The following is a 15,556-nucleotide window of genomic DNA, read 5'->3' on the forward strand; positions in this document are numbered from 1 at the left end:
AGCCTTCCTCGATGTTGCGATATTTAAACGCATTTCAGGTCTGACATACGCACGTATATAACACGAGCCACGGCATTTGCCGTGGCTCATTTATTTTAGCCGCCTGCCAGTTTGACTTTCATGCCTTTGGCTTCGAGCAGTGATTTAATTAAATCACGTTTATCACCCTGGATTTCGATAATGCCGTCCTTCACGGCCCCGCCGCATCCACATTTCTTTTTCAGTTCGGCAGCCAGCTTTGTCAGTTCAGCATCATCCAGATCAATACCGGAAATAACGCAGACCCCTTTCCCCTTACGTCCGCTGGTCTGACGCTGAATGCGCACGATACCGTCCCCCCTCGGACGTTCCACTTTGGCTTTCGGTTCGTCGATACGCCCGCTCTCGGTTGAGTAGACCAGACGGCTGTTGGAATCGGTCATTACGCCCCCTTGTTCAGCGATGCGTTGATAGCCTTAAGCGTCTCTGCCGGGTTTGCAGACTGCGTCACCGGACGCCCGATAACCATATAGTCAACGCCCGCCGCCAGCGCCTGCTCAGGCGTCATGATGCGACGCTGATCGCCCACGTCGCTGCCCGCAGGACGGATCCCCGGCGTAACGAGTTTAAAATCCTGGCCCAGCGCTGATTTGAAACGTACCGCTTCCTGCGCGGAGCAGACTACGCCATCCAGGCCGCACTGCTGCGTCAGACGCGCGAGACGTTCGGCATGTTCCGCAGGTGACAACGTCACGCCAAGGTCGCGTAAATCATTTTCGTCCATACTGGTCAGCACGGTGACGGCGATAAGCAGCGGCGCGTCGTTACCGAACGGCAGGAGCGCCTCACGGGCAGCGGTCATCATTCTTGCCCCACCCGACGCATGGACGTTGACCATCCATACGCCCAGCTCGGCGGCTGCAGCAACGGCGTGGGCCGTGGTGTTCGGAATATCATGGAATTTGAGGTCGAGGAAAACGTCAAAGCCGCGCTGTTGCAGATCGCGAACGATTTGCGGTCCAAACAGCGTGAACATCTCTTTGCCAACTTTCAGGCGGCAATCGCGAGGGTCGATACCGTCGACGAACGCCAGTGCAGCGTCACGCTTATTGTAATCAAGCGCAACAACAACAGGAGAATCCGTAATTACGCGGGAAGTGGAGGATGTAACAGACGTCATGACCAGCCCTTTTCGTCTATGGGCGCGCAGCGGCGCGGAACAGATAAACGGCCAGCATTCTACCTGCCGACGCCGCAAATTGACAGAATCCATTTATCTGCCTGCCAGGCCGGCAAACCGCACGGTGCTCAGAAAACGTTAAATACCATCAGTATGTTGTAACTAAAATGAAGGCTTTTAAAAAATTACTGCCCGTCCAGGCCGCGGATGGGCTTGATGGTGGACCAGGCCCGGCAGGACGGACAATGCCAGTAGAGCGTGTAGGCGGTAAAACCACACTTCTGGCAACGGTAGCGCGGTTTGCTGCGCACCTGCTCGCCAACCATGTCGCGAAGCACCATCAGGCTCTCTTTCGCGCGCCCTTCTTCCGCGTCGTTCAGGTGGTAATCCATCAGCTTATGGAAGACCCGCATGGTCGGATGACGCTGAAGCTGTCGGGTGATATAGACCTGCGCGGTGTCGCCCCCCTCATACTGCTCAACAACGTCAGCAAGCATCAGTTCCGCGGTTGCGCCGGTATTCTCTTCCACGCAGCGACGCAGAAATGCCACCCACTCTTCCCGCTTGTCCAGCTGTTGATAGCAGGTTTGCAGCATTTCCAGCGTTTCACTGACCAGCTCTTTGTCCTGGTCGATAACCCGCAGCAGGCTTTCAACGGCTTTGGCGTAGTCGCCATTCGCCATAAAAACGCGCCCCATCATGATGGAGATACGGGCGCTGTTGCGGTCCGCGGCGGCACCTTTCTTCAGCAACGCCATGGCTTTGTCCATGTCGTCATTGCCCATCTGCTGAAGGGCAAGCTCACAGTAGAAATGGGCGATCTCAACGCGCTGCTTATCTTTACCCAGCTTTACCAGACGTTCAGCCGTATCAATGGCTTTCTGCCAGTCGCTGGTGGCCTGATATATCTGCAGGAGCTGCTGCAGCGCGCCGATGCGGAAATCTGTTTCATCCACCAACTGTGCGAACATATCTTCCGCGCGATCGTACAGCCCCGCAGCCATGTAATCTCGTCCCAACTGCTGTACGGCCAGCAGTCGTTGATCGTAGGTCAGCGAGGCGCTTTCCATCAGGGTCTGGTGAATACGAATGGCGCGGTCAACCTCGCCGCGCGAGCGGAACAGGTTCCCCAGGGTAAGATGGGCTTCAACGGTCCCCGTGTCCTCTTTCAGCATGTCGAGGAACAGGTCTACCGCTTTGTCCTGCTGATTGCTCAGGAGGAAGTTCACCCCCGCAACGTAGTCGCGGGAGAGCCGGTTGGCCTCATCCTGTTTTGTTTGTTGCGCACTTCTGCGGCCCATATACCAGCCATAGGCTGCGGCGACAGGCAAAAGCAGAAACAACAACTCCAGCATCGTCGATTATTCCTTCACGACCGGCACGCCAGAGCTTTCCGGCATGTCGGACGCAGGCGCAATGTGATGTTCGAGTCGTTTGATTTTACGTTCAGCGCGCGCAAGCGAAACACGGACTTTTAACCAGAACAAACCGCAAACCAGCCAGCCAATGGCAAAGCCTGCAGCAAATAAGACCGCGAGCAGGCTCGACACGCGATACTCGCCCTGAGCCAGCAGATAGTTAAACGTCACCTGCTGATCGTTTTGTGCACCCAATGTGACTGAAATGACAAAAATCGCCAATACCAGTAAGAAAATGAGTAAATATTTCACATTACTTCCCGTTATGTGGTTCAAGCGAATAAAGTATGTTCAACTTACCGCAATCAGCCTTATAAACTACCATTTTAGTGACGGGCGCGAAACGGAAAAAGTGACGCGCCAGTCATGGATCTATGGGCAAAATGCGCAATATCAACCTTCAGGCGTCCGTTTGGTCCCTTTCGGCTATTTCTTCTTTCTCTTCCGGCGGTGGCGTTAGCGGGCCGCAGAATCGTTCAGCCAGCCAGGTCGCCAGCATAACCAGCATCCACGAGATGAGCGTGGCGACGACCAGGTCCCGTGGCCAGTGCATCCCCAGCAATAAGCGGCTGCCCATCACTCCCGTCGCCCAGACCAGTAAAATCACGATGGTGACCGTTCGACGTCTAGGCCAAAGCAGCCCAACCCCCAGCAGCGCCCAGCTGGCCGCAAACATGGTGTGGCCGGAGGGAAACGCGAACCCGGTCTCTTTCTGCCAGTGTTTACGCAAGAATTTCGGGATATCCTGCTGTTCCGCAAGCTGTTCTTTCACCAGTGCTCCACGATCTTTACGCTTTAAAGTGTAGAACTCATCCACCGGAACATGGTGCGTTTTTTCCAGCCAGACGACAAAAGGACGCGGCTCCTGAACGCGATCTTTCACCCAGGATTTTACGCCCTGACCGATAAGGATAGCGCCGCCGAGGATCGCAAAGAGCATTAGCGCCGCGCGCAGACGAAAGCGCAGGCACCACAGAAACCAGGCGCACAGGAGGACGTGAGTGATAACTCCCCAGGGCTGGGTGACCGTTTCCGTAATCCAGTATAACGTTTTCAGCCACGTGGCGTTCTGCCCGGGCTGCCACATCCACCCTGAAAGCCATACGGCCAAAGGCATAATCAGTAAAATGGCCGCACCTGCTGCCGTACGTCTGGCGATTGAATGCATGTCTTCTCCTTTTTGCTAAGCGTCACAATCATAACTGAAATTTGTTCGCTGGGTGGAGATGTCGGATCGTGCTTTTAACGGTCATATCGCATGGTGCCCATTAGGCGAACCTGCTGAGCTTGTGGCAAAATAAACTGATACAGAAAGCAAAACAGGGCACAGGCACGAAACGTGTCAGCCTACTCTGGAGAATCACATGCAGCTTAAACGTGTGGCAGAAGCCAAACTGCCAACCCCATGGGGCGATTTCCTGATGGTGGGTTTTGAAGAACTGGCAACCGGACAGGATCATGTCGCACTGGTGTATGGCGACATTTCAGGGCAGACGCCGGTGCTGTCCCGCGTCCATTCAGAGTGTCTCACCGGCGACGCGCTGTTCAGCCTGCGCTGTGATTGCGGTTTCCAGCTGGAAGCGGCCCTTTCTCACATTGCTGAAGAAGGCCGCGGCGTGCTGCTTTATCACCGTCAGGAAGGGCGTAACATTGGTTTGCTGAATAAAATTCGCGCCTACGCGCTTCAGGACCAGGGCTACGATACGGTTGAAGCCAACCATCAGCTCGGTTTTGCCGCTGACGAACGTGACTTCACCTTATGCGCCGATATGTTCAAGCTGCTGGGCGTAGACGAAGTTCGTCTGCTGACCAATAACCCGAAAAAAGTGGAAATCCTGACCGAAGCCGGGATCAACATCGTTGAACGTGTACCGCTGATTGTCGGCCGTAACCCGAAAAATGCCCACTACCTTGATACCAAAGCCGCCAAAATGGGCCATCTGCTGAAAGAGTGATGCTACCTGAAAATTGATGACAAACCCTGTTATCAACAACTTAGCCATTTTTTGCCGGGTGACGCTGCGCTTACCCGGCCTACTGTAATTTGTAGGCCCGTGCAAGCGTAGCGCCGCCGGGCGAAACGTACATCAAGCACTTTGTCAGCAGTCAGAGCCCGGCACGCGTGCCGGGCTCGTTTCATCAATCCAGCATCTTACGAATCACGTAATGTAAAATGCCGTCGTTCTGGTAGTAGGTCAGCTCGGTTGCCGTGTCAATACGGCACCGACAATCCAGCACCTCGGTTTTCCCGTCTGCCCGCGTTAACGTTAGCGGCACCGTTTTACCCGGCTGCAGGTTTTGCAGGCCGCTAATATCAATCTGCTCTTCCCCGGTCAGGCCCAGCGTTTTACGCGTCACGCCCTGCGGGAACTCAAGCGGCAGGATCCCCATGCCGATCAGATTCGAACGGTGAATACGTTCGAACGATTCGGCGATGACCACCCGAACGCCAAGCAGGCGCGGGCCTTTCGCCGCCCAGTCGCGGCTGGAGCCGGAACCGTACTCTTTCCCGGCAATCACCGCCAGCGGCGTCCCTTCCTGTTGGTATTTGACCGCCGCATCATAAATCGACACGACTTCCGTCCCCGGCAGATGGCGCGTCATGCCCCCTTCCACGCCCGGCACCATTTCGTTACGAATGCGGATGTTGGCAAAGGTCCCGCGCATCATGACTTCATGGTTACCGCGGCGCGAACCGTAGGAGTTAAAATCGCGGCGTTCGACACCCCGGCTTTGCAGATAGCGGCCTGCCGGGCTATCGGCTTTGATGCTCCCCGCCGGAGAGATATGGTCCGTCGTGACGGAATCCCCCAGCATGGCCAGGATACGCGCGCCGTGAATATCCTTAAGCGGCGCCGGCTCGGCCTGCATCTCATCAAAAAACGGCGACAGACGAATATAGGTCGAGTCATCCTGCCAGCCATAGGTATCCGAACCTGCAACGTTGATGGCTTTCCATTCCGGCGTGCCTTCAAAGACCTCCGCGTACTCTTTGCGGAACATCTCGGTAGAAACCTTCTCAACGGCCAGCGCGATTTCACGTGAAGAAGGCCAGATATCTTTCAGATAGACAGGATCATTCTTACGATCGTGACCAATCGGATCGGTCACCAGGTTGATATTCATGTTCCCGGCCAGGGCATAAGCCACCACTAGCGGCGGCGAAGCAAGCCAGTTGGTTTTCACCAGCGGGTGAATGCGCCCTTCAAAGTTTCGGTTACCGGACAGTACGGCGCCGACCGTCAGGTCACCCTGCTTGATCGCCGTTTCGATAGGTTCAGGCAGAGGCCCGGAATTACCAATACAGGTCGTACAGCCGTAGCCCACGAGGTTAAAGCCCAGCTCGTCCAGGTACGGCGTCAGTTTGGCCTGAGCCAGGTAATCCGACACCACTTTGGAGCCCGGTGCCAGCGAGGCCTTAACCCACGGTTGAGGTTTTAGCCCAAGCTCTACCGCTTTCTTAGCCAGCAGACCGGCCGCCATTAATACGCTGGGGTTGGACGTGTTGGTGCAGGAAGTAATCGCGGCAATCACAACCGCGCCGTCCGGAAGCTGATACTGATGTCCGTTCAGAACATAGTCGACGGGACGATGGTCTTTCTGCGCCACGTTCACTTCAAGGGCATTGCTGTCGGCAAACGCTTTCGGCACGTCGGTCAGCGCAACCCTGTCCTGCGGGCGTTTCGGCCCCGCGAGGCTCGCTTCGACGCTTCCCATATCGAGTTCAAGCGTGCTGGTGAAAACAGGCTCATCGCCCGGATTGCGCCACATGCCCTGCGCTTTGGTGTACGCTTCCACCAGCGCGACCTGCTCTTCGCTGCGGCCGCTTAGGCGCATGTACTCCAGCGTGACGTCGTCAATGGGGAAAAAGCCGCAGGTGGCACCGTATTCCGGCGCCATATTGGCAATGGTGGCGCGGTCGGCCAGCGGCAGTGAATCCAGTCCGTCACCGTAGAATTCGACAAACTTGCCTACCACACCATGCTTGCGCAGCATCTGGGTGACGGTCAGCACCAGGTCGGTGGCGGTAATGCCTTCAGACAGTTTTCCGGTGAGCTTGAAGCCCACCACATCCGGAATAAGCATGGATACCGGCTGGCCGAGCATGGCGGCTTCCGCTTCAATACCGCCGACGCCCCACCCCAGTACCCCCAGACCGTTGATCATGGTGGTATGGGAGTCCGTACCCACCAGCGTGTCCGGATAGGCGACCCACTCTTTATCCTGCAATTCGCTCCAGACGGCTTTACCCAGATATTCAAGGTTTACCTGGTGACAAATGCCGGTGCCTGGCGGGACCACGCTAAACCGGCTGAACGCCTGCTGTCCCCACTTCAGGAAGACGTAGCGCTCGTGGTTACGCTCCATCTCGAGACGAACGTTTTCACCAAAGGCATCGTCATCACCGAAGTGGTCAACGGTCACGGAGTGGTCAATGACGAGGTCAACGGGGGAAAGCGGGTTAACCTTTGCCGTATCTCCGCCGAGACGCTTCACGGCTTCGCGCATCGCGGCTAAATCAACCACGGCCGGAACACCGGTAAAGTCCTGCATCAGCACCCTTGCCGGGCGGTAGGCGATTTCTCTGTCGGCATGGGCCTTCTCAAGCCACCCTGCCAGCGCCTGGATATCATCGAGCGTGACGGATTCACCGTCCTGCCAGCGCAAAAGATTTTCAAGTAAAACTTTCAAGGACTTGGGTAAACGCGAAATGTCCCCAAGCGTTCTGGCAGCCAGCGGCAGGCTGTAGTAGTGCCAGGTTTTATTTTCTGCCTGTAACGTATCCTTACTGGCTTCGCGTAGGGTTAACGACATAAGCTCCTCCTTAATCACAGAGATGTCCCGACAATCATCAGGGCTGTAATTAAAGATAACACAAAGATGTCGTAACGTTTTGATAACAACCCAAATTGATAAATTTCGGATTGGTCCACAAGGGGGAAACAAAAAACCCCGCCGTAGCGAGGTTTTACAATTTAGTGGAGCGCCAGCCAGATGAGCTGACTCCAGAACAGAATCGACACGGTAAAAACGCCGATCCACGACCAGTATTTGTGAGACGTCATGTTATTCATCATAGGGACACCAGGCATTATTTATAAAAATTCCGAGGTTGTTCCTCAGTGCTATATTGCTGATGTGTATTTATTAAAGAGTACAAAAGTGCAGAGTCGATATTCAGACTATTTGCATCATTACGCAATAAACTAAATTATTGTTTTTTGGGTTCGTCTTCTGCGAACACATCAATAAACGCTTGCTGCTGCGGCGTCAGTTTCCAGGACGCAGGTACAACAGTTGCAGGTGCTTTACGCCCTCTGTGGCCGTTGTCACGATGCTGACACATCTGTTTTACCGAAGCGGTACGTACCGTCACTGCCATATTTAACCCCAATATCTCCAGGCCAGGAGAGCAACAGCCACCCAAAACAAGGCGGAGACGAGAAAGACCGCCAGCCAGGCTTTACGCTTGAGCGCAGGATCCCTTTGCGGTTCTTCACTTCCTGAAGGCATTGCTAACCTCATACAATCGACATCGCTTATCATTTAGGACCAAACAATTGGTACAATTAATCATCTGTTGAGATAAATCCTAAAGAAACTTTAGCCGAAAAGCCAGTGAATTTACGCACCGGGAGGTATGAAATATTCAATCTTTTGACCAGAAATAAATTATTGAAAAGAAAAATTTGCGGAGGCGTAAATTAGTTTCTACTTTTGTCGCCAATTCACGACATTAAAACCTTACAAAGCAAATGGCTAATGACATTATATGGCAGGGAAAGCAGATGATGATAATTCTAATTTAGCTTTGAGGCGTTATTTCGGTATCTTTCCCTGGGGGAAAGATACCGGGTGTGATTATTTTTCGGGGAGTTTGATGTCTTTAAACATCTCTTCAATATCTTCATTTGAGCGTAATGCCACGGCGGTATCCACCACGTCACGCGTTAAATGAGGGGCAAAGCGCTGAATAAAATCATACATATAGCTGCGCAGGAAGGTGCTGCGGCGGAACCCAATTTTTGTGGTGCTATGGCTGAAAACGTCGTGCGCATCAAGACGCACCAGGTCAGGGTCTGACACCGGATCGACCGCCATGCTGGCGATGACGCCCACGCCCAATCCAAGCCGGACATAGGTCTTAATCACGTCGGCATCGGTCGCGGTAAAGACAATGCGCGGCGTTAACCCTGCCCGGTTAAATGCCGTATCAAGCTCGGACCGGCCGGTAAAGCCAAACGTATAGGTCACCAGAGGATACTGGGCCAACTCTTCGATAGTGACCGACCCTTTACCCGCCAGGGGGTGATCGGGGGTCACCACAATAGAACGGTTCCAGTGGTAGCACGGGAGCATCACCAGATCGTCATACAGGTGAAGCGCTTCGGTGGCGATGGCAAAGTCTGCATTCCCCTTAGAGACGGCTTCAGCGATTTGCGTTGGCGAGCCCTGGTGCATATGCAACGAGACGCGAGGATAACGCTCGATAAAGCCTTTGATCACGCCGGGTAGCGCATAGCGCGCCTGAGTATGCGTCGTAGCAATATACAGCGAGCCTTTATCCGGCCAGGTATGCTCCCCCGCCACAGACTTGATCGCATCGACTTTAGAGAGGACTTCACGCGCAATGCGGATGATTTCCTGCCCTGCAGGCGTCACCTGAGTGAGATGCTTACCGCTGCGGGCGAAGATCTGAATGCCTAACTCATCCTCCAGCATACGAACTTGTTTGCTGATGCCCGGTTGCGAGGTATATAGCCCCTCGGCGGTAGAAGAGACGTTAAGGTTATGATTCACCACCTCAACGATATAACGAAGCTGCTGTAATTTCATGCCAGACCATCCGATTTAGCGCATGCGGTCATTCGCTTAAGACGATTTAATAATAAGAAACAGGTTAACTATAACCACTATATCATTTATAGCCTGACTGTATAGTACGGAACAAAAAATAATAACAAGGTAATAAAAAAGGGCCGGAAATCCGGCCCTTTTACAGGTAAGTTACGGTTAGGAAAGATTATTTCTTGCCTTCAACCCATTTGCCATCGACAAAGAAGGCTGACCATCCGGTCGCTTTACCCTCTTTCTCTGCCGCAACATACTGCTGCTTTGTTTTACGGCTAAAACGCACCACGGTTTTGTTGCCTTCCGGATCCTGCTGCGGCGCATCGGCCAGATAACGCAGTTTCTCCGGCAGACGATCGCGGAAGCGATATAGCTCTTCCACCAGCGGCGCGCGGGTTTCGCGCGATTTCGGGAAGGTGTTGGCGGCCAGGAAGACACCTGCCGCGCCGTCACGCAGCACGAAGTACGCGTCGGATTTCTCACACGGCAATTCTGGCAGCGGAACCGGATCTTCCTTCGGCGGGGCCACTTCACCGTTACGCAGAATTTTGCGCGTGTTTTTACATTCGTCGTTGGTACAGGCCATGTACTTACCGAAACGCCCCATTTTCAGGTGCATTTCAGAACCACACTTCTCGCACTCCACAATCGGGCCGTCATAGCCTTTAATGCGGAACTCGCCCTCTTCGATCTCATACCCGTCACACGTTGGGTTATTACCACACACGTGCAGCTTGCGTTTTGGATCGATCAGGTAGCTATCCATTGCCGTGCCGCATTTTTTGCAGCGGCGCTTGGCACGCAGAGCGTTCGTTTCCGCATCATCACCTTCCAGCACGTTGAGAACTTCGTTCTCCGGCACCAGGTTGATGGTGGTTTTGCAGCGCTCTTTTGGCGACAGCGCATAGCCGGAGCAGCCCAGGAACACGCCCGTGGTGGCAGTACGGATACCCATCTTGCGGCCACAGGTTGGGCAGTCGATGCTGGTCAGTACCATCTGGTTAGGCAGCATGCCGCCCTCTTCAGGGTCTTTCTCCGCTTTTTCAAGCTGGTCGGTGAAGTCGCTGAAGAAGCTGTCGAGGACCTTTTTCCATTCCGCCTGGTGGCTGGCAACCTGGTCGAGACTGTCTTCCATTTGCGCGGTGAAATCGTAGTTCATCAGCTCGCGGAAGTTGGCTTCCAGACGATCGGTGACGATCTCCCCCATTTTTTCCGCATAGAAACGACGGTTTTCAACGCGTACGTAACCACGGTCCTGAATCGTCGAGATAATTGACGCGTAGGTCGACGGACGGCCAATACCGCGTTTTTCCAGCTCTTTTACCAGGGAGGCTTCACTGAAGCGTGCCGGTGGCTTGGTGAAGTGCTGAGCCGGGATCAGCTCAACCAGAGACAGCTCATCACCTTTGTTCACCGCAGGCAGCGTTCGGTCTTCATCACCTTTACGCAGCGCAGGCATCACTTTTGTCCAACCGTCGAAACGCAGAATACGACCGCGCGCCTTGAGACGGAAATCACCCGCGCCAACGGTCAGCGTGGTGGAGTCGTACTGGGCCGGGGTCATCTGGCACGCCACGAACTGACGCCAGATCAGCTGATACAGCTTCTGCGCGTCGGCTTCCATATCTTTCAGCGATTCAGCCAGCACGGAGACATCAGAAGGACGAATCGCTTCGTGCGCTTCCTGAGAATTCTCTTTACTGGCGAACTGGTTAGCGCTTTCCGGCAGGTATTTCTTACCGAAGTTGTCGCTGATGTAGCCACGCACCATGTTGACCGCGTCCTGACTCAGGTTGGTTGAGTCGGTACGCATGTAGGTGATGTAACCCGCTTCATACAAGCGCTGGGCCATCATCATGGTCTTCTTCACGCCGTAACCCAGACGGGTACTGGCCGCCTGTTGCAGGGTGGAGGTGATAAAGGGCGCACCAGGCTTGCTGCTGGTCGGTTTGTCTTCACGTTCCAGCACCTGATAGCGTGCCTTTTCCAGCAGCGCCACGGCGGCCATGGTCTGGTCGCGGTTTTCCGGGCGGAAAGGCTTATCGTTCTGGTGGGTAACCTGCAGCGGCAGAGCGTCACCGCCCGGCGTGGTCACACTGGCATCGACTTCCCAGAACTCTTCCGGCACGAAGGCTTTAATTTCGCGCTCGCGCTCAACGACCAGACGCACGGCGACGGATTGCACACGACCTGCGGACAGGCCACGGGCAATCTTTTTCCACAGCAGTGGAGAAACCATGTAGCCCACAACGCGGTCCATAAAGCGACGCGCCTGCTGGGCGTTAACACGGTCGATGTTTAGCTCGCCCGGCTTCTCAAACGCCTGACGAATCGCATTCTTCGTAATTTCGTTAAACACTACGCGGCTGTAGCGTTTGTCATCACCCCCGATCACTTCCCGCAGGTGCCACGCAATGGCTTCCCCTTCGCGGTCAAGGTCGGTTGCGAGATAGATGTGGTCTGCTTTTTCAGCCAGCTGCTTCAGCTCGTTAACGACTTTTTCTTTCCCTGGAAGCACTTCATATTGTGCATCCCAGTTATGCCATGGGTTAACACCCATGCGGTTGACAAGCGCGCTACGTTCATCCTTTTTAGGCTTTTTAGCCCCTTTGGTGGAGGTAGAGTCTGCGCTCTTTTTGCTGGCTGAGCCACTGGTCGGCAAATCGCGGATATGACCAACGCTGGACTTAACCACGTAGTCATTACCCAGATACTTATTGATCGTTTTGGCTTTTGCCGGGGACTCAACGATGACGAGAGCTTTACCCATATTCACCTTTACCTAATTTAATTCTTCCAGGAATACGCCGCACGTTGATTTCCCTTCCGCTGACGACGAGCCAATGATATTGCGACTGCGTCAGGAGATATCAACCCCTTTGTCTTACCGGGCGTTAAAGAAAAGACGCCCAGGTGATTGAGTTCTCGGGTATTTTTCTCACATCTCGTGTAATTCGTGACGAATTCCCGGTTGAATGTCAAGCAATTCTGTTGCCAGAATGACGAAAGCGCACACTCTACCTGATAAAATTCGTTACGCAACTTTATTAGCATGCAAAAGCAAATCCTGCCAGCCAGGCCCCTGCACCTTATCCCCTCACATTACAGGGAAAATTTGCCCCCAAAGCGCCCTCGGCGTAGACTATTGTCACTGTTTAAGGAGTGGATTATGCAGAATACGACCCAACCTATTGACCGAGCCTCTCTGCTTATCGAAGCAAACAAGCTTATTCGTGACCATGAAGATACGCTGGCAGGCATTGAAGCCACCGGCGTAGAGCAGCGAAATGGCGTGCTGGTTTTCAGCGGCGAATACTTCCTTGATGAACAAGGCTTACCGACCCCGAAAAGCACCGCCGTGTTTAACATGTTTAAATACCTGGCACATACGCTTTCCGAGAAATATCACCTGGTCGATTAACGCAAAACGCGAGGCATAAGCCTCGCGTTTTTGTTTACAGCAGCGGTTTTTGTCCCCGCTGTAGCCAGCGGAGCAGCAGGCGGTCCGCGCTTTCTGCCGCACTGTTGGTAAAGCGGTCAAGGAGTCGCTTGCGCTGGGCAAAGCGGACGCCCACCAGTTCCCGGCCTTCCATCAGGTTGAGCAGCAGATCGTCGCTGGTTCCGACTTCATCCACCAGCCCTTTCTCCTGCGCCTGAACGCCGTACCAGTGCTCACCCGTTGCGACCTGCTCAATGTCCAGCGTCGGGCGCATACGGCGCACAAAGTCTTTAAAGAGATGATGTGTTTCGTTGAGATCCTCACGGAATTTTTGGCGCCCTTCTTCCGTGTTTTCCCCCAGCAGCGTCAGGGTACGTTTGTACTGACCCGCGGTGTGAAGCTCGATATCAATCTCTTTATTTTTCAGGAAGCGGTTAAAGTTCGGGATCTGTGCGACCACGCCGATCGAGCCAATAATCGAGAACGGTGCGGCCACAATTTTGTCCGCCACGCAGGCCATCATGTAGCCACCACTCGCCGCCACTTTATCTACGGCCACGGTCAGCGGGATCTGTTTTTCACGCAGGCGCTGCAGCTGAGAGGCCGCCAGGCCGTAGCCGTGCACCACACCCCCCGGGCTTTCAAGACGAACAACGACCTGGTCCTGCGGCGTCGCCACGGCCAGCACGGCAGTGACCTCTTCGCGCAAAGACGCGACTTCATGCGCATCCATGCTGCCTTTAAAATCGAGCACGTAAACCCGTGGTGTGACCTTATCCTGTGGCGTATTGAGCTTCGCCTTTGCCTTTGCCGCTTTGGCTTCCTGCTTATGCTTTTTCTTCTGCGCTTTGAGCCACAGCTTCTGTTGATGACTGTCAAGCAGCGCCAGAGACATCTCTTCCTGCATCTCTTTATACTGCTCGCTCAGGCGGGTGATGCGTAACTCCCCACGCTGACGCTTGCGCTGCGTCAGGTTGACAATCAGAACCGCAACCACCGCAATGGCAATCACCACCGTCGCGATTTTCGCCAAAAACAACCCATATTCAGAAAGTAATTCCACGCGTTCCACCTTGATTTAACCACGAATCTTTCACGGCAGTGTACAACACCCCTGCCCATGCGTCTCGCTCGTGACACTACCTCTGCGAGGCGCCTTCAGGAATCCCCGGTCTGGCGTTTAAATATTTGCAAATTGTTAATTTTACAGCAATGCGTCCTGTAGACTGATTGAATTATCAGGCGAATTCGGGCATAAAGCCGAAAAGTCACAAAAGAAGGCGTGTTTAAGTCACCGTGCGCCGAGGAGTCACCTTGCATTATCAACCGCAAAAAAATCTGCTGCAGAACCGCATCATTCTCGTCACTGGGGCCAGCGACGGGATTGGCCGTGAAGCGGCGCTGACCTACGCTGAGTATGGCGCGAGCGTCATCCTGACCGGCCGCAACGAAGAAAAACTTAAAGGGGTGGCGCAGGAGATTGAAGCCGCAGGGGGGATTCCTGCTCGCTGGTACACGCTCGATCTGCTCACCTGCACGCCCGCGTCATGTCAGGAGCTTGCTCACCGCATCAGCACCCATTACCCGCGCCTGGACGGCGTACTGCATAATGCCGGCTTGCTTGGCGAAGTTCGCCCGATGGATGAACAGGATCCCGAGATCTGGCAGGAGGTCATGCAGGTCAACGTCAACGGGACGTTTTTCCTGACCCAGGCACTGCTTCCTTTATTACTCAAATCGGATTCGGGTTCACTGGTGTTCACCTCCTCCAGCGTAGGCCGTGAGGGGCGCGCAAACTGGGGTGCCTATGCCGTATCAAAATTCGCAACCGAAGGCATGATGCAGGTGCTGGCAGAGGAGTACCAAAGCCGCCATCTGCGCGTAAACTGCATTAACCCGGGCGGTACGCGCACCAAAATGCGCGCCAGCGCCTTCCCGACGGAAGATCCGCAGAAGCTGAAAACGCCGGCAGACATTATGCCGCTCTATCTCTGGCTGATGGGCGACGACAGCCGCCGCAAAACCGGGATGACCTTTGACGCCCAGCCGGGCCGTAAACCAGGAATCTCGCAATGAGTGAAGAACGTCATCAGCAGCGCCAGCAGCGGCTGAAGGAACAGGTCGATGCACGCGTCGCGGCCGCTCAGGACGAGCGCGGGATCGTCATCGTCTTTACCGGCAACGGTAAAGGGAAAACCACGGCCGCATTCGGCACGGCGACACGCGCCGTCGGCCACGGGCAGAAGGTCGGCGTTATCCAGTTTATTAAAGGTGAGTGGCCTAACGGCGAGCGTAATCTGCTTGAGCCTCACGGCGTTGAGTTCCAGGTGATGGCGACCGGATTTACGTGGGACACCCAGAACCGCGAAACCGATACCGCAGCCTGTCTGGCCGTCTGGGAGCACGCTAAAAGAATGCTGGCCGATCCTTCACTCAATATGGTTCTGCTGGATGAGATCACCTATATGGTCGCCTACGACTATTTGCCGCTGGAAGACGTGCTTAATGCACTGAAAGACCGTCCCGCCCATCAGACGGTTATCATCACGGGGCGCGGGTGTCATCGGGATATTCTGGAGCTGGCAGATACCGTCAGCGAGCTGCGTCCGGTTAAACATGCGTTTGATGCGGGCATCAAAGCGCAAATGGGGATTGATTACTAAAGAAAAAAGCCCGGTGTCTTCACCG

Annotated in this window: 16 protein-coding genes; 4 read left to right on the forward strand and 12 right to left on the reverse strand. The window is 54.5% G+C overall.

The features are described 5' to 3' along the window. Positions 1 to 95: 95 nt before the first annotated feature. The 5 genes from yciH to pgpB form a co-directional block, all read right to left on the reverse strand. A complete protein-coding gene (gene yciH, locus BFV67_RS11865) occupies positions 96 to 422 on the reverse strand; it encodes a stress response translation initiation inhibitor YciH (RefSeq protein WP_069598387.1) in 327 nt (108 codons plus the stop codon). After that, positions 422 to 1,159, reverse strand: a complete 738-nt coding sequence (gene pyrF / locus BFV67_RS11870; RefSeq protein WP_025913077.1) for an orotidine-5'-phosphate decarboxylase — start codon at positions 1,157 to 1,159, stop codon at positions 422 to 424. Before pyrF ends, yciH begins: the two co-directional genes overlap by 1 nt. 185 nt (positions 1,160 to 1,344) lie before the next feature. Next, a complete protein-coding gene (gene lapB, locus BFV67_RS11875; RefSeq protein WP_023617208.1) occupies positions 1,345 to 2,514 on the reverse strand; it encodes a lipopolysaccharide assembly protein LapB in 1,170 nt (389 codons plus the stop codon). 6 nt (positions 2,515 to 2,520) lie between these two features. Further along, positions 2,521 to 2,829, reverse strand: a complete 309-nt coding sequence (locus BFV67_RS11880) for a LapA family protein (protein ID WP_008501212.1) — start codon at positions 2,827 to 2,829, stop codon at positions 2,521 to 2,523. 148 nt (positions 2,830 to 2,977) lie between these two features. Continuing rightward, complete coding sequence (gene pgpB, locus BFV67_RS11885) at positions 2,978 to 3,745, reverse strand: phosphatidylglycerophosphatase B (RefSeq protein WP_008501211.1); 768 nt, start codon at positions 3,743 to 3,745, stop codon at positions 2,978 to 2,980. A 196-nt stretch (positions 3,746 to 3,941) separates the two neighbouring features. Between pgpB and ribA the strand changes: the two genes are divergently transcribed. Further along, entirely contained in the window at positions 3,942 to 4,532 is a 591-nt protein-coding gene (gene ribA, locus BFV67_RS11890; protein WP_008501210.1) for a GTP cyclohydrolase II, read from the forward strand. 184 nt (positions 4,533 to 4,716) lie between these two features. Here the strand turns inward: ribA and acnA are convergent, their stop codons facing one another. From acnA to topA, 6 genes are all read right to left on the reverse strand, one after another. After that, entirely contained in the window at positions 4,717 to 7,392 is a 2,676-nt protein-coding gene (gene acnA / locus BFV67_RS11895; RefSeq protein ID WP_069598388.1) for an aconitate hydratase AcnA, read from the reverse strand. 161 nt (positions 7,393 to 7,553) lie between these two features. Further along, a complete protein-coding gene (gene ymiC, locus BFV67_RS24620) occupies positions 7,554 to 7,652 on the reverse strand; it encodes a small membrane protein YmiC (RefSeq protein WP_032623144.1) in 99 nt (32 codons plus the stop codon). Between the two features lie 137 nt (positions 7,653 to 7,789). Next, complete coding sequence (locus BFV67_RS24435; RefSeq protein ID WP_021240301.1) at positions 7,790 to 7,960, reverse strand: hypothetical protein; 171 nt, start codon at positions 7,958 to 7,960, stop codon at positions 7,790 to 7,792. Positions 7,961 to 7,962: 2 nt separating this feature from the next. Next, positions 7,963 to 8,103: a YmiA family putative membrane protein gene (locus BFV67_RS11910; protein ID WP_213374860.1), complete on the reverse strand. Its 141-nt coding sequence runs from the start codon at positions 8,101 to 8,103 to the stop codon at positions 7,963 to 7,965. 336 nt (positions 8,104 to 8,439) lie between these two features. Next, the gene (cysB, locus tag BFV67_RS11915) at positions 8,440 to 9,414 is read right to left on the reverse strand and encodes an HTH-type transcriptional regulator CysB (protein ID WP_008502814.1); all 975 of its coding nucleotides are present in this window, start codon (positions 9,412 to 9,414) and stop codon (positions 8,440 to 8,442) included. Positions 9,415 to 9,601: 187 nt separating this feature from the next. Next, entirely contained in the window at positions 9,602 to 12,199 is a 2,598-nt protein-coding gene (gene topA, locus BFV67_RS11920; protein ID WP_008502813.1) for a type I DNA topoisomerase, read from the reverse strand. 399 nt (positions 12,200 to 12,598) lie between these two features. On the opposite strand from topA, the gene BFV67_RS11925 reads away from it, so the two are divergent. Beyond that, positions 12,599 to 12,850: a YciN family protein gene (locus BFV67_RS11925; RefSeq protein WP_003856804.1), complete on the forward strand. Its 252-nt coding sequence runs from the start codon at positions 12,599 to 12,601 to the stop codon at positions 12,848 to 12,850. Positions 12,851 to 12,884: 34 nt separating this feature from the next. Here BFV67_RS11925 and sohB read toward each other — a convergent pair whose 3' ends face one another. Continuing rightward, the gene (sohB, locus tag BFV67_RS11930) at positions 12,885 to 13,931 is read right to left on the reverse strand and encodes a protease SohB (protein WP_069598389.1); all 1,047 of its coding nucleotides are present in this window, start codon (positions 13,929 to 13,931) and stop codon (positions 12,885 to 12,887) included. A 251-nt stretch (positions 13,932 to 14,182) separates the two neighbouring features. Between sohB and BFV67_RS11935 the strand changes: the two genes are divergently transcribed. Further along, entirely contained in the window at positions 14,183 to 14,944 is a 762-nt protein-coding gene (locus tag BFV67_RS11935; protein ID WP_008502811.1) for a YciK family oxidoreductase, read from the forward strand. After that, entirely contained in the window at positions 14,941 to 15,531 is a 591-nt protein-coding gene (cobO, locus tag BFV67_RS11940; RefSeq protein ID WP_069598390.1) for a cob(I)yrinic acid a,c-diamide adenosyltransferase, read from the forward strand. Before BFV67_RS11935 ends, cobO begins: the two co-directional genes overlap by 4 nt. Positions 15,532 to 15,556: the final 25 nt, after the last annotated feature.

Origin of the sequence: Enterobacter roggenkampii (assembly GCF_001729805.1) — a bacterium.
In the GTDB taxonomy this organism is placed as follows: Bacteria; Pseudomonadota; Gammaproteobacteria; order Enterobacterales; family Enterobacteriaceae; genus Enterobacter; species Enterobacter roggenkampii.

Bases quoted from the DNA above. Each gene is read 5' to 3' on its own strand.
- lapB (WP_023617208.1), bottom strand. From the start codon at position 2,514: ATGCTGGAGTTGTTGTTTCTGCTTTTGCCTGTCGCCGCAGCCTATGGC.
- topA (WP_008502813.1), bottom strand. From the start codon at position 12,199: ATGGGTAAAGCTCTCGTCATCGTTGAGTCCCCGGCAAAAGCCAAAACG.
- pgpB (WP_008501211.1), bottom strand. From the start codon at position 3,745: ATGCATTCAATCGCCAGACGTACGGCAGCAGGTGCGGCCATTTTACTG.
- ribA (WP_008501210.1), top strand. From the start codon at position 3,942: ATGCAGCTTAAACGTGTGGCAGAAGCCAAACTGCCAACCCCATGGGGC.
- yciH (WP_069598387.1), bottom strand. From the start codon at position 422: ATGACCGATTCCAACAGCCGTCTGGTCTACTCAACCGAGAGCGGGCGT.
- acnA (WP_069598388.1), bottom strand. From the start codon at position 7,392: ATGTCGTTAACCCTACGCGAAGCCAGTAAGGATACGTTACAGGCAGAA.
- BFV67_RS11925 (WP_003856804.1), top strand. From the start codon at position 12,599: ATGCAGAATACGACCCAACCTATTGACCGAGCCTCTCTGCTTATCGAA.
- pyrF (WP_025913077.1), bottom strand. From the start codon at position 1,159: ATGACGTCTGTTACATCCTCCACTTCCCGCGTAATTACGGATTCTCCT.
- cobO (WP_069598390.1), top strand. From the start codon at position 14,941: ATGAGTGAAGAACGTCATCAGCAGCGCCAGCAGCGGCTGAAGGAACAG.
- BFV67_RS11910 (WP_213374860.1), bottom strand. From the start codon at position 8,103: ATGAGGTTAGCAATGCCTTCAGGAAGTGAAGAACCGCAAAGGGATCCT.
- cysB (WP_008502814.1), bottom strand. From the start codon at position 9,414: ATGAAATTACAGCAGCTTCGTTATATCGTTGAGGTGGTGAATCATAAC.
- BFV67_RS24435 (WP_021240301.1), bottom strand. From the start codon at position 7,960: ATGGCAGTGACGGTACGTACCGCTTCGGTAAAACAGATGTGTCAGCAT.
- ymiC (WP_032623144.1), bottom strand. From the start codon at position 7,652: ATGAATAACATGACGTCTCACAAATACTGGTCGTGGATCGGCGTTTTT.